Source organism: Curtobacterium sp. RM9, from assembly GCF_054956955.1.
Map to the genome: position 1 here is coordinate 1,544,615 of NZ_CM143271.1, position 21,377 is coordinate 1,565,991.

Sequence of the window (21,377 nt, forward strand, 5' to 3'; positions counted from 1 at the left end):
GGCATGACCCGCAGCACCACTGAGTCGTCCTCGCCCGCTGAGCACCCGGACGGGTGGCCCGGCAAGGACCTCGGGCTGCCGGAGGAGGGCCCGCGCAGCGTCGGTCGCATCGGCCGCCGGGTGATCGCGCTGCTCATCGACGGCGCGCTGGCCGACCTCGTCGCCTACGTCACGGGCGTGTGGTCGCCGGTGAACGGGTCGGGGGACCTCGCGCACTCCTGGGTGCAGATCGCAATCTTCGCGGTGTTGCAGATCGTGTTCATCTGCCTGTTGTCCGGATCGTTCGGGCACGTGTGCGTCGGACTGCGCGTCGTGCCGATGCGCGGCGGGTACGTGGGGGTGTGGCGGCCGGTGGTCCGGACGGTGCTGCTGTGCCTCGTGGTGCCGGCGTTGATCATCGACCGGGACAGCCGCGGGGCGCACGACCGGATCGCCGGGACGGTGCTGGTCCGGCGCTGACGCGCTGCCGCTGGCGCGGGTGCGGGCGGGCGGCGCGGCGGCCCCGCTCGCCGCCCGCCCGCCGCCGGCCCGTTGCTCGCGCCCGCCCGCCGCTCGCGCCGGCCCGCTGGCCGGCGCCGAGACTCGGTCTGGGCGACACTTCTCGCGCCCCCGTCCGCGAGATCGGTTGCTCACCCCGAGTCTCGGGAGCGCCACCGCCACCACCACCACCGCCCCGCACACGACGACGCCCCCGACCTGGCACGGTCGGGGGCGTCGTCGGCGTCCGGGAGCGGACGGAGGAGGGTCGGTCAGCGCGGCCGTCCGGCACGCGCCCGCATCGGGTCCATGCCCTTCGGGATCGCGGAGGCCGGGCTCTGCGTGAGGGAGTCGAGACGGTTCGCGACCGCCAGGACCTCGTTGCGGTTGAGCGCCTTCTTGTGCTTGTTCATCGCACGGGGGAGCTTGTGGAGCGTCACGGCGCCGTCCGCGTGGTCGTCCTTGTTCGCCGCGACGTGCACGATGTGCACCGGCACGTTCGGCACGATGCGCTGGACCTTGCGGCGCTCCTCGTCGACCTGGCGCTTGAGGTTGCCACGCTGGCCCTCGGTGATGAGGATCACGCCGGGCGTGCCCACCGCGCGGTAGACGGCGGCCTGCGAGCGACCGTGCACGGCGACGGGCATCTCGCTCGAGCGCCACTGCCGACGCAACGAGTTCGAGAGCACGGCACCGACGGCACCGGGCTGCCCCTCGATCTGCGAGTACGCGGCACGCTCGGCGAGGCGGCCGAGGACGATGAGGAAGAGCAGCACGCCGAGCAGGACGCCGGCGACGATCCAGAGCACGACCGCGAGCCAGTTCTGCCCCGGCAGGAGCAGCGCGAGCAGGACGCCGACCACGACCGGCCCCACGAACGCCAGGGCGAACCACCACACGGAGGTCGGATCCGCCCGACGGGTCATCGAGAAGACCTGGTACATCTGCTTGAGACGACCCGGCTCCTTCGCCGTCGTACCTTCTGGAGTGCTGCGTGCCATGCGACCAGGATACGGCCTGTCCCACCCCGGCCGGACCGCCCGGAACAGGCTGTGGGCGAAAGCGCCGCCTCCACAGGTCAGGAGCCCCGACCTGGAGGCGCACCGCCCCTGCGCGAGCATGTCCGGCATGCAGCTGGTCACCGACACCGAACGCTGGTGCGCCCTCGGCGACGGCCGCGCGCTGGCGACGTGGCTCGCCGACCGCGCTGGCGCGGTCAGCCGACACCTCCCGCCGCTCCTCGCGGTCGGCCGGACGGGCGACGGGCACCTGGCGGTCGACGTCCTCCGCCCCGCCGGTCTGCCGCTCGCGGCGGCACTCGACGTCCTCGGCATGCCGACGGCGGGCGTCGCGGTGACGCTCACGGTGCCGTTGCTCGAACTCGCCCGTGCCGGTTCCTCCGGTGCGGTCGTGCTCGGGGACGCACGGCTCGACGACGTGCTGGTGGACGACGCCGGTGCCGTGGTGCTGTGCGACCGGCCGCCCGGTGCGGTCCTGCTCCCGGCGACGCCGATGCCGCCCGGCGTGGAGCCCCGGCCGGCCACGACACCGCCAGGCGCGGCGGTGCGTCCAGCGCGACCGGAGCCCGCTGCGGACCCCGTCCGCCCGGCACCCAGGGCTGCAGACCTCCACCCAGCAGCGCGGACCCTGCTCCTCGCGACCCGCCTGGTCTGGGAACGCGTCGACCCCCGGGAGCCCGTCCGGCCGGCGGTCGACCGAGCCCTCGCCGCAGCCCTCGCCGCAGGCGCCGACACCGCCACGGTCGACGCGGCGATCGACGCCGTGCGGACCGCCGCCGCCCCGCGCCCCGTCCGCTGGGACCCGCCGCCGACCGACGTGCTCGCGTTCGCACCACCGCCTCCGCCCGGTCGCTCCGGCGGATCGATCGACGCGGTCGTGCGGGACGTCGTCGAGCACGGTCTCCCGCTGGGGGCCCGTCGGCGGGTCCCGCTCCGGCAGGCCTTCGTCGGCCTGGTGGTGGCCGCGGGCCTCGTCACCACGGCACTGCTGACCCTGCACCGGTGATCACGACGCCGGAGCGAACGGGAACGGCCCCGGTCCCGCGAAGGGGACCGGGGCCGTGCGCGACTCCGACGAGCTGATCCTGCGGATCAGTACCCGAGGTTCGGGCCGAAGTTGCCCTCCTCGAGGCGGTTCTTCACCGCGACGAGGTAGCGCGAGGCGTCGGCACCGTCGATGATCCGGTGGTCGTACGACAGCGCGAGGTAGACGAACGAACGGATCGCGATCGCTTCCTGGCCGTCGACCTTCACGACCGCCGGGCGCTTCGTGACGATGCCCGTGCCGAGGATCGCCGACTGCGGGAGGAACACCACGGGGGTGTCGAACAGCGCGCCACGCGAACCGGTGTTGGTCAGCGTGAAGGTGCCGCCCGCGAGCTCGTCCGGCTTGAGCTGGTTGTTGCGCGTGCGCTCGGCCAGGTCGGCGATGGACTGCGCGAACTCGGCGAGCGACAGGCCCGCAGCGTCCTTGATGACCGGCGTGAGCAGGCCGCGCTCGGTGTCCACCGCGATCGAGACGTTCTCGTGGTCCGGGTAGACGATCTCGTCACCCTCGACCGTCGAGTTGATCTTCGGGTGGGCCTTCAGCGCCTCGGAGGCGGCGAGGGCGAAGAAGGGCATGAAGCTGAGCTTCGAGCCGGTCTTCTCCTGGAACTCGGCCTTGTTGGCGTCGCGGAACTGCGCGACCTTCGTGACGTCGACCTCGACGACGCTGGTGAGCTGCGCGGTCGAGGTCATCGACTGCACGGCACGCTCGGCGACGACCTTGCGGAGGCGCGTCATCTTCTCGCGCGTCCCACGGAGCGGCGAGGTCTCGGCGACGAACGGACCGGACGCGGCTGCCGGAGCGGCGGAGCCACCGGCGGCCGGCGCCTTCGCAGCGGCGGCGGCGAGGACGTCCTCCTTGCGGATGCGCCCGCCGACCCCGGTGCCGGAGACGGTCGAGAGGTCGACACCCTGCTCGTTCGCGAGCTTCCGCACGAGCGGGGTGACGTAGCCCGAAGCTGCGCCGTCCTGCGTCGGGTTCGGCACGGAGGCCGAGGAGCTCGGGCCCGACGCGGCGGGTGCCGGAGCGGCGGCCGGAGCCGGGGCAGCGGCGGGTGCCGGGGCGGGCACGGCGGCCGGCGGTGCTGCGGGCGGCGGCACCGGAGCGGCCTGCGGGACCGGCGGCGCGGACGGAGCCTGCGGGGCAGCGGGCTGCGTCTGGCCACCCGGGGCGGGCTCGGCCTGCTGCGGCTCGGGCGCCTTCTGCTCCTCGGGCTGCTCGGTGCTCGGAGCGGTCTCGGGCTCGGTCGCCTCGGCGGCTGCCTCGTCCTGGTCCTCCTGCTGACCGGCGTCGGAGCCGCCCTGGTCGCCGGAGCCCGAGCCGTCGCCGATCTTCACCAGCGCGGTGCCGACCTCGACGGTCTCGTCCTCCTGGACGAGGATCTCCTCGACCACGCCGGCGATCGGCGACGGGATCTCGGTGTCGACCTTGTCGGTCGAGACCTCGAGCAGCGGCTCGTCGACCTCGACCCGGTCACCGACGTTCTTCAGCCATCGGGTGACCGTGCCCTCGGTGACGCTCTCGCCGAGCGCCGGGAGGTTGACGGATTCGCTCATCGGGTGGACTCCTGTTCGCGGGGGATTGCAGTGGTGGTTGTCATGGACACGGCGTGTGCGCAGCTCACAGCGCGTGGAGCGGCTTGCCCGCGAGCTTCAGGAAGGCCTCGCCGAGGGCCTCGTTCTGCGTGGGGTGGGCGTGGACCAGGGGCGCGATGTCCTCCGGGTAGGCCTCCCAGTTGACGGCCAGCTGCGCTTCGCCGATGAGCTCGCCGACGCGCGCGCCGATCATGCTGACACCGACGACCGGGCCGTCGACGACGCGGACGACCTTGACGGCACCCGAGGTGCCGATGATGTGGCTGCGGCCGTTGCCGGCGAGGTTGTACTCGTACGTGTCGACCTTGTCGGCGCCGTACTGCTCCTCGGCCTTGGACTGCGAGAGCCCGACGGAGGCGACCTCGGGGTCGGAGTAGGTGACCTTGGGGATGTTCGTGTCCGAGATGACGACCGGGTTCAGGCCCGCGATCTCCTCGGCGACGAAGATGCCCTGCTGGAACCCGCGGTGCGCGAGCTGCAGTCCGGGGACGATGTCGCCGACGGCGTACACGTTCGGCAGGTTGGTCGCGAGGCGCTCGTCCGTGGTGACGAACCCGCGGTCCATCGCGACGCCGACCTCGTCGAAGCCCATGTTCTGCGTGAGCGGGCCACGGCCGACGGCCACGAGCAGCACGTCGCCGTCGAAGGTCTTGCCGTCCTCGAGCGTGACGACGACGCCGTTCTCGTGCTGGTCGACGTGGTCGAAGCGCACGCCGAGCGAGAACTCGATGCCGCGCTTGCGGAACGCGCGCTCGAGCTGCTTGGACATCGACTCGTCCTCGGCGGGGATGAGGTGGGGGAGGCCCTCGACGATGGTGACCTCGGCGCCGAAGGACTTCCAGACGCTCGCGAACTCGACGCCGATGACGCCGCCGCCGAGGATGACGACCTTGTTCGGCACGTAGTCCATCTGCAGCGCGGTCTCGGACGTGATGACGCGGCCGCCGATCTCGAGGCCCGGGAGGGACTTCGAGTACGAGCCGGTGGCCAGCACGACGTTCTTGCCGGTGACGGTCTGGTCGCCGACCTGCACGGTGTTCTGCGAGGTCAGGCGTCCCCAGCCGCTCACGACGGTGATGCCGCGGGCCTTGACGAGCCCCTGCAGGCCCTTGTACTTGGAGTTGATGACGCCCTGCTGGTACTCGATGACCTTGGGCACCTCGACGCCGGCGAACTCGGCGACGACGCCGTACTTCTCGGCTTCACGGGTGGCGTCGGCGACCTCGGCCGCGTGCAGCAGCGCCTTGGTCGGGATGCAGCCGCGGTGGAGGCACGTCCCCCCGAGCTTGTCGCCCTCGATGAGCGCGACGCTCATCCCGAGCTCGGCGGCCCGGAGCGCAGCGGCGTAGCCACCGCTGCCGCCACCGAGGACCACGACGTCGTAAGTCTGTTCCGTCACCTGGTGCAACTCCCTCGTGCGTGTCGGGGCCGATCGGGCCCGCGCCTGGACACCGCGCGAGCGGCGTCCGACGGTCGGACCGCATGGTTCCGGTCCCGTCCCGTCCGTTCCGGCGAGGCGCGCGCTGAGCACGGCCGCCCCGCCGGGACCCAACCTACTACTTGGACTGGAGCTCTTCTGCGAGCGCGATGAGTGTCCGGACCATGACGCCCGTGGCGCCCTTGCCGAGCCATCCGTAGCCGCCGCCCTTGTGCTCCGACGGACCCGCGATGTCGAGGTGCGCCCACGGGATGCCCTCGCCGACGAAGCGCTCCAGGAACTTGCCCGCGAGCAGCATGCCGCCGGCCGGGTTGCCGACCGTGGCGTTGACCATGTCCGCGACGTCGCTGGCGAGCCGGGCGTCGAGCTCCTCGGGGAGGGGCATCGGCCAGATCGGCTCCGCGACGGTCCCGGCGATGCGACGGACCTGCTCGACGAGGTCGTCGCTGCCCATCAGACCGGTGGTGCGGTCGCCGAGCGCGACGACCTGGGCGCCGGTGAGCGTGGCGACGTCGACGATGGCGTCGGGCTGCTCGAGCGACGCGGCGGCCATGCCGTCGCCGAGGACGAGGCGGCCCTCGGCGTCGGTGTTCGTCACCTCGACGGTCTTGCCGTTCTTGAGCGTGAGCACGTCGCCGGGGCGGGTGGCCGAGCCGGACGGCATGTTCTCGGCGAGGCACAGCCAGGCCGTGACCTTGGTGTCGAGGCCGAGACGCGCGGCGGCGATCGTCGCGGCGAGCACGGTGGCCGCACCGGTCATGTCGGTCTTCATGCCGAGCATCGACGCGGCGGGCTTGAGCGAGAGGCCGCCCGAGTCGAACGTGATGCCCTTGCCGACGAGGGCGAGGTGCTTGCTCGCCGACTCCGGCGCGTACCGCAGCACGACGAGGCGCGGGGGCCGCTCGGACCCACGGCCGACGCCGGCGATGCCGCCGAAGCCCTGCTCCTCGAGCGCGTGCTCGTCGAGGACCTCGACGCTGATCGGCAGCCCCTCGGCCTGCGCGGCGGCGACGTCGGCCACGTCCGCGGGGCCGAGGTCGCCCGCGGCGGTGTTGACGAGGTCGCGCACGAGCGCCGCGGCGTCGGCGACGATCGCCGGGCGCACGGTGGCGTCCGCGTCGAGGTCCGCACCGGCGACGACCGTGATGCGCTGGTCGCCGCGCGCCGGGCCGGTCGTGCCGGTGCCCTTGTGCCGGGTGAAGGCGTAGGAGCCGAGCGCCGCGCCCTCGAGCGCGGCGTCGACGAGCTCGGCGGAGTCGGTCGGCAGTGCGAGGGCGACCGAGGCGGCCTGGGGGAGCTGGCGGACGGCGCTGCCCGCGGCGGAACGGACGGCGGCGGCGTCGGTGCCGGAGCCGAGTCCGATCAGCGCGATGCCGGCGGCGGCCACGCCGGTGCCGGGGATGCGGACGAGCTGGTCCTTGGCGCCGGTCGCACCGACGGAGGCCAGGTCGAGGTCGGTCAGCGCGGACAGTGCGCCCGCGGCGGACGGCGCGACGGTCGCCGCGGCACCGTCGGCACCGGGCCGGACGCCGACGACCAGCACGTCGGCGTCGATGGTTTCGGGGGAGGAAGTCGTGGTGGAGAGCGTCGGTCGGACCATGCGCCAACCCTATCCAGCAGGTGTTCGCTGTCGGCGTGGCCACCGCGTACGGGGGACCGAGGGCGCCCCGCCTAGCATGGGGACGGTGAACCACCCCGAGGAGCTCTACACCTTCGCCGAGCAGGCCCCGGTCGTCCCGCCCGGTCTGCACCTCGTCGCCGGGCTCACCGGGTTCGCGGACGCCGGCTCCGCGGTGGCGCAGGTCACCACCCGGGTCCTCGAGGACCTCGACACCGAGCTGGTCGCCGAGTTCGACCCCGACGTGCTCCTCGACTGGCGTGCGCGCCGTCCGGTCATCACCTTCGAGCACGACCACATCACGGCGGTCGAGCCGCCCCGTCTCGCGCTGCACCTGGTGCGTGACGAGCTCGGCCAGCCGTTCCTCTTCCTCTCCGGGTACGAGCCGGACTTCCAGTGGAACCGCTTCGTGGACGCCGTCACGGGGCTCGCCGACCGGTTGCAGGTCGCGGACACGACCTGGGTGCAGTCGATCCCGATGCCCGTGCCGCACACCCGTCCGATCAGCCTCACGGTCTCCGGCACGCGCGCCGACCTCGTCGAGCAGCTGAGCGTCTGGAAGCCCGAGACCCAGGCACCGGCGAACGTCCTGCACCTCGTCGAGCACCGGCTCGCGGGCACCGGCCACCAGGTCACGGGCCTCGTGCTCCTGGTGCCCCACTACCTCTCGGACACCGAGTTCCCGGACGCCGCGGTCGCGGCGCTGTCCGGCATCTCCTCCGCGACCGGGCTCATCTTCCCCTCGGACGCCCTGCGTGCGGAGGGGCGCGAGTTCCGGAACCGCGTCGACGAGCAGGTCGCCGGCAACGCGGAGCTGCAGCGGCTGGTCGGCGTGCTCGAGGAACGGCACGACACGTACATGGAGGGCAACCCGGTCGGTTCGCCGCTCACCGGCGCCGACGGCGAGGTGCCGACCGCCGACGCGATCGCCGCGGAGCTGGAGCGCTTCCTGGCCCAGCGCCGTCCGGACGGCGACAGCGCGGACTGAGGCCGACGACCGTCCCAGCCGGCCGCGGGCACCCGCGGGGTGCGTTGCGGACGCGTGTCGCGCCTCCAGACCGTCGGCCGGGAGGCGCGACCTGCGTCCGCCACCCTTCCGGCGTTCTCCACAGCCCGGTCGGGCGGCGGGGCCGCCCCCGCTAGCCTGGTCGGGTGAACTCCAGGCGTGCCTTCCTCGTGTGGGGCGTCGCCGTGCTCGCGTACGTCCTCGCGGTCGTCCAGCGGTCCTCGCTCGGCGTCTCGGGGGTGGACGCGCAGGACCGCTTCGCCGTGTCGGCGGCGGTCCTGTCGACGCTCGCCGTCGTCCAGATCGCGGTCTACGCGGGGCTGCAGATCCCGGTGGGGATCGCGCTCGACCGGGTCGGCCCCCGGCGGCTCGTGCTGCTCGGGGCCGCGCTGCTCGTGGTCGGGCAGGCGATCGTCGCGGTGTCGCCCTCGATCGGTCCGGCCATCGCGGGGCGCGTGCTCGTCGGGGCGGGCGACGCGATGACCTTCATCTCGGTGATCCGACTCGTCCCGATGTGGTTCAGCGGTCGCATCCTGCCGCAGATCTCGCAGTGGACGGGCAACCTCGGGCAGGTCGGTCAGATCCTGTCGGCGTTCCCCTTCGCCGTCCTGCTGCACTCCGCGGGCTGGACCCCGGCGTTCGGCGTCGCGGCGGCCGCCAGTGCGGTCGGGCTCGTGCTCGCGGCGGTGTTCGTGCACGCCGGGCCGGTACCCGTGCGGACGGACACGATCCCGCTCCCGTTGCCGCACTCGTGGCGTGGGGCGTTCCACACGTTCGGGCACGCGCTCCGACGACCGGGGACCCAGCTCGGGTTCTGGTCGCACTACGTGACGCAGTCCTCCGGCACGGTGTTCTCGCTGCTCTGGGGCGTGCCGATGCTGCGCGGACTCGGCTACACCCCGTCCGAAGCAGCCGGCTTCCTCACCGTCGTCGTCGTGACGGGCTTCGTGGTCGGACCGGTGCTCGGTGTGCTCTGCGCCCGGTTCCCGCTCCGCCGGTCGAACCTCGTGCTCGGCATCGTCGCCGCGCTCGGCATCGTGTGGACCGCGGTGCTGCTCTGGCCGGGCCACCCGCCGACCTGGCTCCTCGTGCTCCTCGTCGTCGCGATGGGCGTCGGCGGTCCGGGGTCCCTCATCGGCTTCGACTTCGCGCGGAGCTTCAACCCGGTCGGCTCCCTCGGCTCGGCGAACGGCGTCGTGAACGTCGGCGGGTTCCTCGCCGCCTTCGTGATGATGTTCCTCGTCGGCACCCTGCTCGACCTCGTGTCCGGTGCCACCGGTCGCACCGTCTTCGCGTGGGACAACTTCCGGATCGCGTTCACGGTGCAGTACGTCGTCGTCGGCTTCGGGGTGGCGATGCTCCTGCACGCCCGCCGTCGGACACGCCGCGAGATGCACGCGCAGGACGGAATACGGGTGGCGCCCCTGTGGGTTGCACTGGTTGCACGCCTGCGGAAGAACGCCGTGCAATAATGAAGGACGGACCCGTTCGGGCCTCCCGTATCCAGCAGCGCTCGACGCGTCGCTGGAACAGGGGGACTTGACATGGGTCCTCGTGCTGCCCGGAACGGTAGGACTCGTCGGACGCGGGGGACTGCGGCGAGACGAGCCCTGGGTGGCGAGGGAGGCCACGACCCCACGAACGTGGCACGACGAGAGAGGTGATCGCATGGCTGCCCGGAGCACGACGATCGATCCCACGAAGGACACCGAGCCCGAGGGCACCGCGGCGGAGGACGCTGCGGCCACCGACGAGACGGCTGCGCCGAAGAAGCGCGCCGCATCGACCACCGCGAAGAAGACCACCGCCAAGAAGGCCGCTCCCAAGAAGCCGGCCACCAGGGCGAAGAAGAAGGCTGACGACGACGAGCCGGACGAGGACGAGGGCGTCGAGCCCACGGACGCGACCGACGACACGGCGGACGCCGACGAGACGACCGAGGAGACCGACGACAAGGCCGCCAAGCCGGACGCGGCCGCTGCGGTCGCCGCCGGAGCCCTCGTGATCTCGCAGTCCGACGACGACGAGGCGCCGGTCTACTCGACCACCATCACGGGTGCGACCGCCGACCCGGTGAAGGACTACCTCAAGCAGATCGGCAAGGTCGCGCTCCTCAACGCCGAGCAGGAGGTCGAGCTCGCGATGCGCATCGAGGCCGGCCTGTTCGCCGAGGACAAGCTGCAGCACTCGACCGGCCTGTCCAAGCCCGAGGAGCGTGAACTCCGCTGGGTGGCCCGTGACGGTCAGCGTGCCAAGTCGCACCTGCTCGGCGCGAACCTCCGCCTCGTCGTCTCGCTCGCGAAGCGCTACACGGGCCGCGGCATGCAGTTCCTGGACCTCATCCAGGAGGGCAACCTCGGTCTGATCCGCGCGGTCGAGAAGTTCGACTACACCAAGGGCTTCAAGTTCTCGACCTACGCGACGTGGTGGATCCGCCAGGCCATCACCCGCGCGATGGCGGACCAGGCGCGCACCATCCGCATCCCGGTCCACATGGTCGAGGTCATCAACAAGCTCGCTCGTGTGCAGCGCCAGATGCTCCAGGACCTCGGTCGCGAGCCCACCCCGGAAGAGCTCGCCCGCGAGCTCGACATGACCCCGGAGAAGGTCGTCGAGGTCCAGAAGTACGGCCGCGAGCCGATCTCGCTGCACACCCCGCTCGGCGAGGACGGCGACTCGGAGTTCGGTGACCTGATCGAGGACACCGAGGCGGTCGTTCCGGCCGACGCGGTGGGCTTCACGATGCTGCAGAAGCAGCTCGAGAGCCTGCTCGACTCCCTGTCCGAGCGCGAGGCGGGCGTCATCCGCATGCGCTTCGGCCTCGGTGACGGCCAGCCGAAGACCCTCGACCAGATCGGTGACACGTTCGGCGTCACGCGTGAGCGCATCCGCCAGATCGAGTCGAAGACGATGGCGAAGCTCCGCCACCCGTCGCGGTCGCAGTCGCTGCGCGACTACCTCGAGTAAGCCGGCATGCGTTTCGTCATCCCGATCCTGGTCGGGCGGATCCTCCGCGCCCTCGCTCGCGCGCGTGGCGGGGGATCCGCCTACCCCGGCTACATCGTCCTCAAGCTCGTCCCGGACTTCCTCCGGCACGTGACGAAGCAGTTCCCGAACGGCGTCGTCTTCGTGCTCGGCTCGAACGGCAAGTCGACGACGACGCACATGATCTCGGACATCGTCCGGGCGCACGGTCTCCGCGTCTTCACGAACCCGTCCGGTGCGAACCTGCCGCAGGGCATCGCTTCCGCGCTGCTCTCCGAGGTGTCGCTGACCGGTCGGCTGAAGGCGGACATCGGCATCCTCGAGGTCGACGAGGCCTTCGCCGTCGAGCTCGCCGGCATCCTGTCGCCGTCCACGGTGACGATGCTCAACGTGCAGGTCGACCAGCTCTACCGGTTCTTCGAGACCGAGCGCGTGGCGACGATGATGCTCGACACGGCGGCGCTGTCCACCGCGAACGTCATCACGAACCGCGACGACCAGTTCCTCGACGCCTACGCCGGTCGCCCCGGGCAGCACGTGCTCCGCTTCGGCGCGAGCACCGAGGTCGTGGCGGCTGCGCCGAACGGCCTGCAGAACGCCGACGACTTCGACCGCGCCGGTGGCGAGCCGAACGCCGCCGAGTCCGAGGTGGTCGTCAACACCGGTGACGGTGCGACGATCCGCTTCGAGGGCACGGACATCCCGGTCCGGCTGCCGGCGCGCGGCCTGCACTACGCGGTCGACGCGGCTGCGGCCACCGCGACCGCGAGTGCCGCGCTCGGAACGCAGTTCCGGCCCGAGGCCGTGACGAAGGCCTTCGGCACGATGAAGCCGGCCTACGGCCGCGGCGAACGGCTCCCCATCGCCGGTGAGTCCGCCGAGTTCACGATGTTCAAGAACGCCGCGAGCCTCCAGCTCAACCTCGACGCGCTGCCGTCGCACCCCGAACAGGTGCTCATGGCGATCGACGAGGGCACGCCGGACATCTCGTGGATCTACGACATCGACTTCTCGAAGCTCGACCACGTGGACGTCGTCTCCGGCGACAAGGCGTGGCAGATCGCGATCGCGCTCGAACACGCCGGTGTCCGCATCGGTCGTGTGGAGCCCGACGTCGAGGCGGCGATCCGGCACATGGAGCAGCTCGGCTCGACGACGTCGGGCACGAAGAACTTCATCGTCAACTACGAGATCATGATGATCGCGCGGAAGGCCCTCGGCCACCCCGACATGGAGAAGACCGCATGACGGCCGACCGGTTGACCATCCTGCACGTCTACCCCCGTCAGATGGGCGTCTCGGGCGACCGCGGCAACGTCGCGGCACTCGTCCGCCGCGCTGCCGCCGCGGACCTGGCGACCGAGGTCGTCGAGTACGCCCCGGGTGACGCGCTGCCCACCGCGGCCGACGTCGTCGTGGTCGGCAACGGCCCGTTCAGCGCGATGCGCTCCCTCGGCGCCGACGTCGCCCGAATCGGTGCGCCCCTCCGCGACCTCGCGGCCGCCGGTGTTCCGGTCGTCGCGGTCGGTGGCGGATTCGACCTCGCCACGAACGAGGTCGTGCCGACCGACGGCGCTCCCGTGGCGGGCTTCGGCGTGTTCGACGCGCGGGCCGTCCGTGGCGCCGAGCGCCGGGTGAACTACTTCGTGCTCGACACGCGCTACCCGCTGCTGGGCGGCGCGTCGAAGCGCCTCGCGGGCTTCGAGGACCACGCCACCCGCATCGAGCTCGGCGCCGGCGTCGAGCCCTTCGCGGACGTCGTCTCCGGCGGTGGCAACCAGGCCGGTGCTCCGGTCGAGGGCGCGATCGTGGGTGCGTCGTTCGGCACGCACACGCAGGGTCCGATCCTGCCGCTCAACCCGCAGCTCACCGACGGCGTGCTCGCCGCTGCGGCCGCGCGGCTCGGCCGTGCGTACGAACCGGACCCGGACCGCACGGCGTCCATCGACCGGTACGCGCGCGAAGCGCGCGCGACCGTCGACCGCTACGTCGACAAGGCGTTCAAGCGGATCGCCTGATCCGGACCGCAGACAGACGGGAGGCGCGGTGCCAGCTGGCACCGCGCCTCCCGTCTGTCCGTCTGGTGGAGACTACTTCGACTCGTAGAGCCGGCTGCTCTCGTCGTGCCACTCGATGGCGGTCGCCGCGAGCTTGTCCTTGAACTCCGCGCCGTGGTGGGCGCAGAAGTAGAGCTCGCCGCTGGCCATGGTGGCTCGGATGTAGGCCTGCGCTCCGCAGCTGTCGCAGCGGTCGGCAGCGGTGAGCTGGTTGCCGCCGAGTTCGTCGATGGAGAGGTCCTGCACGGTCTGGGTCATTGCTGTGCTCCTCACGGGATCGCAGGGGTGCGGGGTGGTCCACCTATTTCAACACGTGCTGCCTGTGAGTGATGCATTGTCGGACAGCCATTTCGCTGAGCGCGGAGCGCTCGACCCCAGTGCGGGGCACGCCGCCGCTCGAGACGGCCGTGTCGGGGCCCGCCGGTACGATCGGGAGGTGAGCTCCGACTACTCCGCACGCCATCTCTCCGTCCTCGAAGGGCTCGAGGCGGTCCGGAAGCGACCGGGCATGTACATCGGGTCGACGGACTCCCGTGGCCTCATGCACTGCCTGTGGGAGATCATCGACAACTCGGTGGACGAGGCCCTGGCCGGACACGGCGACGAGATCGGCGTCGTCCTGCACGAGGACGGCTCGGTCGAGGTCCGCGACACCGCGCGCGGCATCCCGGTCGACGTCGAGCCGAAGACCGGGCTGACCGGGGTCGAGGTCGTGTTCACGAAGCTGCACGCCGGCGGCAAGTTCGGCTCGGGGTCGTACGCGGCCTCGGGCGGTCTGCACGGCGTCGGTGCCTCGGTGGTCAACGCGCTGTCCGAGCGCCTCGACGTCGAGGTCGACCGGGGCGGCAAGACCTACGCGATGTCCTTCCACCGCGGGGAGCCCGGCACCTTCGCGGGCGACGGGCCGGACGCGCCGTTCACGCCGTTCACCTCGGGGAGCGAGCTCCGCGTGGTCGGCAAGGTGAAGAAGGGCGTGACCGGGTCGCGCATCCGCTACTGGGCGGACCGGCAGATCTTCACGTCGGACGCGAAGTTCAGCACGACGGACCTCGTCAGCCGTGCACGGCAGACGGCGTTCCTCGTCCCGGGGCTCGGCATCACGATCACCGACCGGCGTCCCGCGTCGATCGAGGCCGCAGCCGCCCGCGCCGAGGCCACCGGCACGACGGTCGAAGCCGGCCCGGTCATCGAGCGCTTCCGCTACGAGGGCGGCATCGGCGAGTTCGTCGAGCACCTCGCGGTCGACGGTGCGGTGACCGACGTCTGGCGCATCCAGGGCACGGGCACCTTCACCGAGACCGTCCCGATGCTCGACGACAAGGGCCACATGGTGTCCACCTCGGTGGAGCGCACCTGCGAGGTCGACCTCGCCCTCCGCTGGGGCAGCGGCTACGAGACCGTCTTCCGCAGCTTCGTGAACATCATCGCGACCCCGAAGGGCGGCACCCACCAGGCCGGGTTCGAGTCCGGTCTGGTGAAGGCCGTGCGCGCCCAGGTCGAGGCGAACGCCCGCAAGCTCAAGGTCGGCCAGGACAAGCTCGAGAAGGACGACGTGCTCGCCGGGCTCACCGCCGTGCTCACCGTCCGGCTGCCCGAGCCGCAGTTCGAGGGTCAGACGAAGGAGGTCCTCGGCACCCCCGCAGTCCGGAAGATCGTGGACCAGGTGGTGTCGAAGCGCCTCACCGAGATCCTCACCTCGACCCAGCGCACCGAGAAGGCCCAGGCCGCGACGCTGCTCGAGAAGGTCGTACAGGAGATGAAGACGCGCATCTCCGCCCGCGCGCACAAGGAGACCCAGCGCCGGAAGAACGCGCTCGAGAACTCCTCGCTGCCGACGAAGCTCGCCGACTGCCGCAAGCAGGACGCCGAGGGCACCGAACTCTTCATCGTCGAGGGCGACTCGGCGCTCGGTACCGCCAAGCTCGCACGGAACAGCGAGTACCAGGCGCTGCTGCCGATCCGGGGCAAGATCCTCAACGTCCAGAAGGCCTCGGTGTCCGACATGCTGTCGAACGCCGAGTGCGCCTCGATCATCCAAGTGATCGGTGCCGGTTCGGGTCGCACGTTCGAGATCGACCAGGCCCGCTACGGCAAGATCATCATCATGTCCGACGCCGACGTCGACGGCGCACACATCCGGACGCTGCTGCTGACGCTGTTCTTCCGGTACATGCGGCCGATGATCGAGCAGGGCCGGGTGTTCGCCGCCGTGCCGCCGCTGCACCGGGTCGTCGTGGTGAACCGCGGCAAGCCGAACGACACGCTGTACACTTACTCCGAGGCCGAGCTGCAGGCCGTCCTCAAGAAGCTCGCGAAGCAGGGCAAGAAGTACCAGGAGCCGATCCAGCGGTACAAGGGCCTGGGGGAGATGGACGCCGACCAACTCGCCGAGACCACGATGGACCGCACGCACCGGACGCTCCGTCGGGTGAACGTCACCGATGCCGAGGGTGCTGCGAAGGTCTTCGAGCTGCTCATGGGGAACGACGTGGCGCCGCGCAAGGAGTTCATCCTCGCGGGCGAGGGGCTCGACCGCGACCGCATCGACGCGTAGGCGCGCGGCTCTGCGACCTCACGCGCTGAGCGACACCTCACGGGCGTTGCTGGGCGTGAGGTGTCGCTGAGCGCGTGAAGTCGCTGGGCGCCGGAGCCCGCCCGGGCGCCGCGCCTACGCCTACGCCTCGCCCGCGGTCCCGTCCAGCGCCGCTGCGCTCCCGCCGATCGTCGCGATGACCGCCTCGAGCGGCGCACCCGATCCGTCGCGCTTCGACAGCCAGTCCGGCAGTGTCCGTGCGGCGCCGTCCGACCCGACGGCGTGCGGCGGTGCGATGCCCGCCCACGCCACGGTGAGGCCGTCCTCGCCCTTCAGGAACGCGTGCGCCCGGACACCCTGCGTCGCTCGGCCCTTCGCCGGGAACTCCGACAGGGCGGAGACCTTCGCGCGCCCGGTGTCCGTGCCCGGCAGCGCTTCCGAGGACGTCGACACCGTGGCGACGACGGCGTCCTCCGATCGGGCGACGGAGCCGAACCAGATCACCGACGCGCCGGCGGACAGGGACACGCCGGCGACGCCACCTGCCGGGAGCCCCTGCGGGCGGACGCCGGAGGCCGGGAACCGGAGCAACTGCGCGTTCGACGTGATGAACACGAGGTCGTCCGACTCGGGCGCCTGCGCGGCACCGACGACGGCGTCCTTCGGCTTGAGCCCGATCGCGACGAACTCGTCCTTGTCCGGCCAGGCGCCGGTGGCGACCCGCTTGACGATGCCCTGCTCGGTGCCGATCGCGAGTGAGTCCGCTGCGCCCGCGGACAGGTCGACGAGTGCGACGACCGTCTCGGTCCGGGCGATGCCGAGGTAGTCGGACACCCGGACCCCGGCGTCCAGGCGGACCGAGGCCGGCGGCACCGCGGGCACGTCGACGGGGGAGAACCGCAGGACCCGGCCGGTCGAGGTGAGCGCGCCGACCTGCCCGCGGACGGTCGACAGCACGGTCGACCGGACGGCGTCGTGCTTGGAGCGCTTGGGCACCCGGACGATCCCGAGGTCGGTGTCGGGGACGTCGACCCGGACGAGTCGCCCGGTCGTCGACAGCAGGATGCGGCACGGGGCGTCCGCGATCTGCAGCGACTCGGGGTCGACCGCGGCCTTGCGACCACCACGGACCGGCGCATCGGCCTCGGTCAGGAGCGTGCGTCGGGGCGTGGCGAACCGGTCGGACACCTCGGTCAGCTCGAGCGCGACCTGCGCGCGGAGACGGTCGTCCGAGGCGAGGAGCTCCTCGAGCGCGGCGATGTCGGCGAGCAGCTGGTCTCGCTCGCCCTCGAGTTCCATGCGCGAGAACCTGGTCAGACGCCGCAGCCGGAGTTCGAGGATGTACTCCGCCTGCACCTCGGACAGGTCGAAGACGTCGCGCAGCCGCGAGCGCGCGGCCTCGGAGTCGTCCGAGGTGCGGATCACCTGGATGACCTCGTCGATGTCGAGGATCGCGATGAGCAGGCCCTCGACGAGGTGCAGCCGCTCGCGCCGACGGGCGAGGCGGTACTCGGAACGCCGGGTGACGACGTCGAGCCGGTGCTGCACGTACACGTCGAGTAGTTCGCGCAGCCCGAGCGTGCGGGGCGACCCGTTCACGAGCGCGACGTTGTTGATGCCGAAGCCGTCCTCGAGCGGGGTGTGCTTGTAGAGCTGTTCGAGCACGGCGGTCGGGTTGAACCCGGACTTGATCCCGATGACGAGCCGGAGCCCGTGGTTGCGGTCGGTGAGGTCGTTGACGTCCGAGATGCCGACGAGCTTCTTCGACTGGACGCCGTCCTTGATCTTCTCGATCACGCGCTCTGGTCCGACGAGGTACGGCAGCTCGGTGACGACCAGACCGGCCTTGCGCGCGGTGAGGTTCTCGACGCTGACCTTCGCCCGGGTGCGGAACGAGCCGCGCCCGGTGGCGTACGCATCGCGCACGCCCGACAGCCCGACGATCGTGCCGCCGGAGGGGAGGTCCGGCCCCGGGACGAACTCCATCAGCTCGTCGAGCGAGGCGTCGGGGTGGAGCAGCAGGTGCTTCGCGGCCTCGACGACCTCGCCCAGGTTGTGCGGCGCCATGTTCGTGGCCATGCCGACCGCGATGCCCGAGGCCCCGTTCACGAGCAGGTTCGGGAACGCCGCGGGCAGCACACCGGGCTGCATGATCTGGTTGTCGTAGTTCGGGACGAAGTCGACGACGTCCTCGCCGAGGCCCTCGGTCATCGCCATCGACGGCTCGGCGAGCCGGGCCTCGGTGTAGCGCGCTGCGGCCGGACCGTCGTCGAGGGAGCCGAAGTTGCCGTGACCGTCGACGAGCGGCACGCGCATCGTGAAGGGCTGCGCCATGCGGACGAGGGCGTCGTAGATCGCGCCGTCGCCGTGCGGGTGCAGCTTGCCCATCACCTCGCCGGTGACGCGGGCGCTCTTCACGTGGCCGCGGTCGGGGCGCAGACCCATCTCCGCCATCTGGTAGAGGATGCGGCGCTGGACGGGCTTCAGCCCGTCGCGGGCGTCGGGCAGCGCGCGGGAGTAGATGACGGAGTACGCGTACTCGAGGAACGAGCCCTGCATCTCCTCGGAGACGTCGACGTCCTCGATGCGTTCACCGTCGGGCAGGCCGACTGCTTCCGTGCGTGCCATGACACCTTTCTGGGAGGATCGTCGCGTGCCCCCCAGCGTACCGAGCGCCCCCGACGCCACCGCGAACCTCGCCGACGTGCTCCCGAGTTGCCTCGTCGCGCTCGGCGCCGCGGACGACGCGTGGTTGCGGACCGCCGGTCTGGAGGCGCGCATCACCCTCCGTCCCGCCCGTTCCGCGGTCGTCGTCCTGGTCGACGGCCTCGGTGCGAACGCGCTGTCGGCCCGCGCCGGCCACGCGCGGTGGCTGGTCACCACGAAGAAGCGGCTGCGCAGCGGCTTCCCGACGACGACCGCCGCCGCCCTGAGCACGCTGACGACCGGTCGGTCGCCGGGCACCCACGGCGTCGTCGGGTACAGCGGGTGGGAGCCCGAGGGGGAACGGGTCGTCAACCTGCTCAGCGGCTGGGACGACGAGGTGCCGCCGGGGTGGCTCCTCACGCCGACGCTCTTCACCCGCGCCGCCGAGCTCGGCGTCGACCCCGTGGTCGTCGGCCCGACGCGTTACCGGTCCTCGGGCATGACCGCGAACGTGCTCGGCGGAGCCCGCTACGTCGCCGCCGACTCGATCCCGCAGCGTGTCGACGCCGCCCTCGCGGAGACGGCGTCCGGACGCTCGCTCGTGTACCTCTACGTCCCCGAGCTCGACTCGATCGGGCACAAGCGCGGCTGGGAGTCCGACCGGTGGACGGCGGCGCTCGAGCTGCTCGACGGCGAACTCGCCCGCCTCGAGGCACGCGGAGCACCCGACGTCGGCGTCCTCGTCACCGCCGACCACGGCGTGCTCGACGTCCCGGACGAGGCGAACATCGCGATCGACCCGGAGCTCCTCGCCGACGTGGTGGGCGTCGCCGGCGATCCGCGGTGCCGGCAGCTCACCGTCGCGCCGGGCACCGACGTGCCGGCCCTCGTCGAGGCCTGGCGTTCCCGCTACGGCAAGCGCGCGTACGTCGCCAGCCGTGCCGAGGCCGTGGCCGCGGGGTGGTTCGGTGCGGTGGACGACCGGGTGCTCCCGCGCATCGGCGACGTCGTCGTCGTCGCACGTGGCTCGTGGGCGTTCAACGACGACCGGGCGCTGGGACCGAAGGACGTACCAGGTCGGATGATCGGGCAGCACGGGGCCATGACGGACGACGAGACCCTCGTGCCGCTGCGCCTGGCCGGGGCGTTCGCGGGCTGAGTCCGCGGGGTGCGCTCGCGGGCCGGACCTGCGCGCACGACCGGCGCCGCGCCGGAGACGGGAGCAGCCCCGCGACGCGAGGAGCGTGGCGGGGCTGCACCGGGCCTCCAGACCGAGGCGCCGCGGCGATCAGGCCGGGTCCTCCGGGCGGGTGCCGAAGACGATCTCGTCCCAGCTCGGCATCGACCGGCGGTTCCGCTTCTTCCGCTCCGCGCGTTCCGGTTCGGGGGCGGACGCGGGACGCTGGGACGTCGGCTCGGCGGGCTGGTCGTCGAACCCCTGCAGCGGGATGTCGACGACGCTGATCGAGGTGCCGCGCGGCTCGTCCTGCTGCTCGCCGAAGCCGGCGGCCTCGCGCTCCCCGCGGCGACGGCGGAGCGCCTCGAGCAGGTCGGCGGTCTCGTTGCCCGGGGCACGCTCCTCGACGGCGGCGGCACCGATGCGGGGGAGCGGCGCCCGGAGCGGCGCGCGTTCGGGGACCTCGGGGTTCGTGACGTCCTCGTCCGGGGCGTCGACGCGGAAGGCCCCGGAGTCGAACCGCGTGCCGTCGGTGTCCTGGCGCTCCGGCTCGACCGCGCGCAGGCGGGGCGTGAGGCCCTCGTCGTCGACGTGCGAGAGGCGGTGTGCGTCCCCGTTGTCGGGCGACAGGGTCGAGGTCTTCGGGTCGAAGCGCCACTGGGCGTCGTGCTCGACCTCGTCCGCGGTGTAGCGGACCCGGACCTGCCACCCGCCCTCGGGGTGCTTCCATGATGCCCATGCCACGGACGAGGCGTGGCCGTCCTCGAGCTTGGTGTCGATCGCCTCGCCGAACGAGTCGGGGGCGTCGTCGTCGGCCGGGGCCACGTGCACGCGGCGGGCGGCGTCGAGGATGAACGCGCGCTCCGCGAGCACGGGTCCCTCGAACCGGCGGACGTACTCGACGTCGACGTCGAGCGCCGCGGCCACGTCTGCGGAGTCGGCACCGCCGCGGATGCGCGCCTGCACGTCCTTCGGCGACACGCGCTTGTGCGGCATCGACTCGGGGCTCGCCTGCCGGACCTGGCCGGGCAGGGACGAGGTGACCGGCAGCCGGAACTCGGTCCCGCCGTCGGTGGCGAGCAGGAGCGCGCCGGACTCGACCCCGATGACTCTCACGTCTTGCATGGTTCCGCCTCCCAGACGTCGGGACGGTCGTCCCTCGTACCCGGTGAGTATGCAGCCGCGCCGGACCGATCCCGGGGAGGCGCACGGGCGTGCCGTGGACTCCTGCGCGATCGTTCCCGACACGCGCGGGGGCCGGACGGGAATGGCCGGTACCCGCTGCGGGTTCAACGGGCAGAACGGACCGTACGACGCTCGGTTTGCGCCCGGACGAGTCCTGTTGCATACTGTCGCCGCCGATCACCGGCGACGATGTCTCGATACGAGAAATGGATGGGCATGGCCACCGATTACGACGCCCCCCGGAAGACCGATGACGACTCGGAGTCGATCGAGGCCCTCAAGGAGCGCGTTCCCGACAAGATGTCGGGGGTCGTCGACGATGATTCCGACAACCCCGGCAGCTTCGAGCTCGCCGGACAGGACCTCAGCGACGTCGACCTCGACGTCGTCGTGCTCCCGCCCCAGGTCGACGAGTTCACCTGTGTCGAGTGCTTCCTCGTGAAGCACCGCTCGCAGCTCGACCACGAGTCGAAGCTCGGCCCGGTCTGCGCGGAGTGCGCCGCGCTGTAACGCGACACGACACGAAGGGCCCCCGCTCCCCGGAGCGGCGGGCCCTTCTGCGTGCTCGGGGGCGCGGGCGCGCGGGGCGCCGG

17 protein-coding genes are annotated in these 21,377 nt (G+C 71.9%); 10 read left to right on the plus strand and 7 right to left on the minus strand.

Features of this window, described 5'->3' with window-relative positions; translation table 11 throughout:
- The first annotated feature begins 3 nt into the window (after window positions 1-3).
- Window positions 4-459, plus strand: a complete 456-nt coding sequence (locus ACY3FI_RS07325; RefSeq protein WP_462550126.1) for an RDD family protein — start codon at window positions 4-6, stop codon at window positions 457-459.
- 290 nt (window positions 460-749) lie between these two features.
- Here the strand turns inward: ACY3FI_RS07325 and ACY3FI_RS07330 are convergent, their stop codons facing one another.
- Window positions 750-1,478, minus strand: coding sequence for a DUF4191 family protein (locus ACY3FI_RS07330; protein WP_462550127.1), 729 nt, complete (start codon window positions 1,476-1,478; stop codon window positions 750-752).
- A 127-nt stretch (window positions 1,479-1,605) separates the two neighbouring features.
- Between ACY3FI_RS07330 and ACY3FI_RS07335 the strand changes: the two genes are divergently transcribed.
- Window positions 1,606-2,502, plus strand: coding sequence for a hypothetical protein (locus ACY3FI_RS07335; RefSeq protein WP_462550128.1), 897 nt, complete (start codon window positions 1,606-1,608; stop codon window positions 2,500-2,502).
- Window positions 2,503-2,588: 86 nt separating this feature from the next.
- On the opposite strand, the gene sucB is transcribed toward ACY3FI_RS07335, so the two are convergent.
- The 3 genes from sucB to ACY3FI_RS07350 form a co-directional block, all read right to left on the minus strand.
- Window positions 2,589-4,100, minus strand: coding sequence for a 2-oxoglutarate dehydrogenase, E2 component, dihydrolipoamide succinyltransferase (sucB, locus tag ACY3FI_RS07340; protein WP_462550129.1), 1,512 nt, complete (start codon window positions 4,098-4,100; stop codon window positions 2,589-2,591).
- A gap of 64 nt (window positions 4,101-4,164) precedes the next feature.
- Window positions 4,165-5,538, minus strand: a complete 1,374-nt coding sequence (gene lpdA / locus ACY3FI_RS07345) for a dihydrolipoyl dehydrogenase (RefSeq protein WP_462550130.1) — start codon at window positions 5,536-5,538, stop codon at window positions 4,165-4,167.
- A 157-nt stretch (window positions 5,539-5,695) separates the two neighbouring features.
- Window positions 5,696-7,177, minus strand: coding sequence for a leucyl aminopeptidase (locus ACY3FI_RS07350; protein ID WP_462550131.1), 1,482 nt, complete (start codon window positions 7,175-7,177; stop codon window positions 5,696-5,698).
- Window positions 7,178-7,253: 76 nt separating this feature from the next.
- Here ACY3FI_RS07350 and ACY3FI_RS07355 point away from each other — a divergent pair, with 76 nt between their 5' ends.
- The 5 genes from ACY3FI_RS07355 to ACY3FI_RS07375 all read left to right on the plus strand — a co-directional run bounded on the left by ACY3FI_RS07355 (window position 7,254) and on the right by ACY3FI_RS07375 (window position 13,204).
- Window positions 7,254-8,183: a proteasome assembly chaperone family protein gene (locus ACY3FI_RS07355; RefSeq protein WP_462550132.1), complete on the plus strand. Its 930-nt coding sequence runs from the start codon at window positions 7,254-7,256 to the stop codon at window positions 8,181-8,183.
- A gap of 164 nt (window positions 8,184-8,347) precedes the next feature.
- A complete protein-coding gene (locus ACY3FI_RS07360) occupies window positions 8,348-9,673 on the plus strand; it encodes an MFS transporter (RefSeq protein WP_462550133.1) in 1,326 nt (441 codons plus the stop codon).
- A gap of 196 nt (window positions 9,674-9,869) precedes the next feature.
- Complete coding sequence (locus tag ACY3FI_RS07365) at window positions 9,870-11,168, plus strand: RNA polymerase sigma factor (RefSeq protein WP_462550134.1); 1,299 nt, start codon at window positions 9,870-9,872, stop codon at window positions 11,166-11,168.
- Between the two features lie 6 nt (window positions 11,169-11,174).
- A complete protein-coding gene (locus ACY3FI_RS07370) occupies window positions 11,175-12,434 on the plus strand; it encodes a MurT ligase domain-containing protein (protein WP_462550135.1) in 1,260 nt (419 codons plus the stop codon).
- A complete protein-coding gene (locus ACY3FI_RS07375; RefSeq protein ID WP_462550136.1) occupies window positions 12,431-13,204 on the plus strand; it encodes a type 1 glutamine amidotransferase in 774 nt (257 codons plus the stop codon). Before ACY3FI_RS07370 ends, ACY3FI_RS07375 begins: the two co-directional genes overlap by 4 nt.
- Before the next feature lie 72 nt (window positions 13,205-13,276).
- Here the strand turns inward: ACY3FI_RS07375 and ACY3FI_RS07380 are convergent, their stop codons facing one another.
- A complete protein-coding gene (locus ACY3FI_RS07380) occupies window positions 13,277-13,501 on the minus strand; it encodes a DUF7455 domain-containing protein (protein WP_462550137.1) in 225 nt (74 codons plus the stop codon).
- A gap of 178 nt (window positions 13,502-13,679) precedes the next feature.
- Here ACY3FI_RS07380 and ACY3FI_RS07385 point away from each other — a divergent pair, with 178 nt between their 5' ends.
- On the plus strand, window positions 13,680-15,797 hold the full coding sequence (locus tag ACY3FI_RS07385) for a DNA gyrase/topoisomerase IV subunit B (RefSeq protein ID WP_462550138.1): 2,118 nt from the start codon (window positions 13,680-13,682) through the stop codon (window positions 15,795-15,797).
- 120 nt (window positions 15,798-15,917) lie between these two features.
- On the opposite strand, the gene ACY3FI_RS07390 is transcribed toward ACY3FI_RS07385, so the two are convergent.
- The gene (locus tag ACY3FI_RS07390) at window positions 15,918-18,404 is read right to left on the minus strand and encodes a DNA gyrase/topoisomerase IV subunit A (protein WP_462550139.1); all 2,487 of its coding nucleotides are present in this window, start codon (window positions 18,402-18,404) and stop codon (window positions 15,918-15,920) included.
- A 25-nt stretch (window positions 18,405-18,429) separates the two neighbouring features.
- Here ACY3FI_RS07390 and ACY3FI_RS07395 point away from each other — a divergent pair, with 25 nt between their 5' ends.
- On the plus strand, window positions 18,430-19,581 hold the full coding sequence (locus tag ACY3FI_RS07395; protein ID WP_462550140.1) for an alkaline phosphatase family protein: 1,152 nt from the start codon (window positions 18,430-18,432) through the stop codon (window positions 19,579-19,581).
- A gap of 129 nt (window positions 19,582-19,710) precedes the next feature.
- Here ACY3FI_RS07395 and sepH read toward each other — a convergent pair whose 3' ends face one another.
- Window positions 19,711-20,724, minus strand: coding sequence for a septation protein SepH (gene sepH, locus ACY3FI_RS07400; protein WP_462550141.1), 1,014 nt, complete (start codon window positions 20,722-20,724; stop codon window positions 19,711-19,713).
- A 276-nt stretch (window positions 20,725-21,000) separates the two neighbouring features.
- On the opposite strand from sepH, the gene ACY3FI_RS07405 reads away from it, so the two are divergent.
- Window positions 21,001-21,294, plus strand: a complete 294-nt coding sequence (locus tag ACY3FI_RS07405) for a DUF4193 domain-containing protein (RefSeq protein ID WP_462550142.1) — start codon at window positions 21,001-21,003, stop codon at window positions 21,292-21,294.
- Window positions 21,295-21,377 lie beyond the last annotated feature (83 nt).

Excerpts from the sequence above, each read along its gene's own strand:
- ACY3FI_RS07325 (WP_462550126.1), top strand. The coding sequence starts at position 4 with ATGACCCGCAGCACCACTGAGTCGTCCTCGCCCGCTGAGCACCCGGAC.
- ACY3FI_RS07330 (WP_462550127.1), bottom strand. The coding sequence starts at position 1,478 with ATGGCACGCAGCACTCCAGAAGGTACGACGGCGAAGGAGCCGGGTCGT.
- ACY3FI_RS07335 (WP_462550128.1), top strand. The coding sequence starts at position 1,606 with ATGCAGCTGGTCACCGACACCGAACGCTGGTGCGCCCTCGGCGACGGC.
- sucB (WP_462550129.1), bottom strand. The coding sequence starts at position 4,100 with ATGAGCGAATCCGTCAACCTCCCGGCGCTCGGCGAGAGCGTCACCGAG.
- ACY3FI_RS07350 (WP_462550131.1), bottom strand. The coding sequence starts at position 7,177 with ATGGTCCGACCGACGCTCTCCACCACGACTTCCTCCCCCGAAACCATC.
- ACY3FI_RS07355 (WP_462550132.1), top strand. The coding sequence starts at position 7,254 with ATGGGGACGGTGAACCACCCCGAGGAGCTCTACACCTTCGCCGAGCAG.
- ACY3FI_RS07365 (WP_462550134.1), top strand. The coding sequence starts at position 9,870 with ATGGCTGCCCGGAGCACGACGATCGATCCCACGAAGGACACCGAGCCC.
- ACY3FI_RS07370 (WP_462550135.1), top strand. The coding sequence starts at position 11,175 with ATGCGTTTCGTCATCCCGATCCTGGTCGGGCGGATCCTCCGCGCCCTC.
- ACY3FI_RS07375 (WP_462550136.1), top strand. The coding sequence starts at position 12,431 with ATGACGGCCGACCGGTTGACCATCCTGCACGTCTACCCCCGTCAGATG.
- ACY3FI_RS07380 (WP_462550137.1), bottom strand. The coding sequence starts at position 13,501 with ATGACCCAGACCGTGCAGGACCTCTCCATCGACGAACTCGGCGGCAAC.
- ACY3FI_RS07390 (WP_462550139.1), bottom strand. The coding sequence starts at position 18,404 with ATGGCACGCACGGAAGCAGTCGGCCTGCCCGACGGTGAACGCATCGAG.
- sepH (WP_462550141.1), bottom strand. The coding sequence starts at position 20,724 with ATGCAAGACGTGAGAGTCATCGGGGTCGAGTCCGGCGCGCTCCTGCTC.
- ACY3FI_RS07405 (WP_462550142.1), top strand. The coding sequence starts at position 21,001 with ATGGCCACCGATTACGACGCCCCCCGGAAGACCGATGACGACTCGGAG.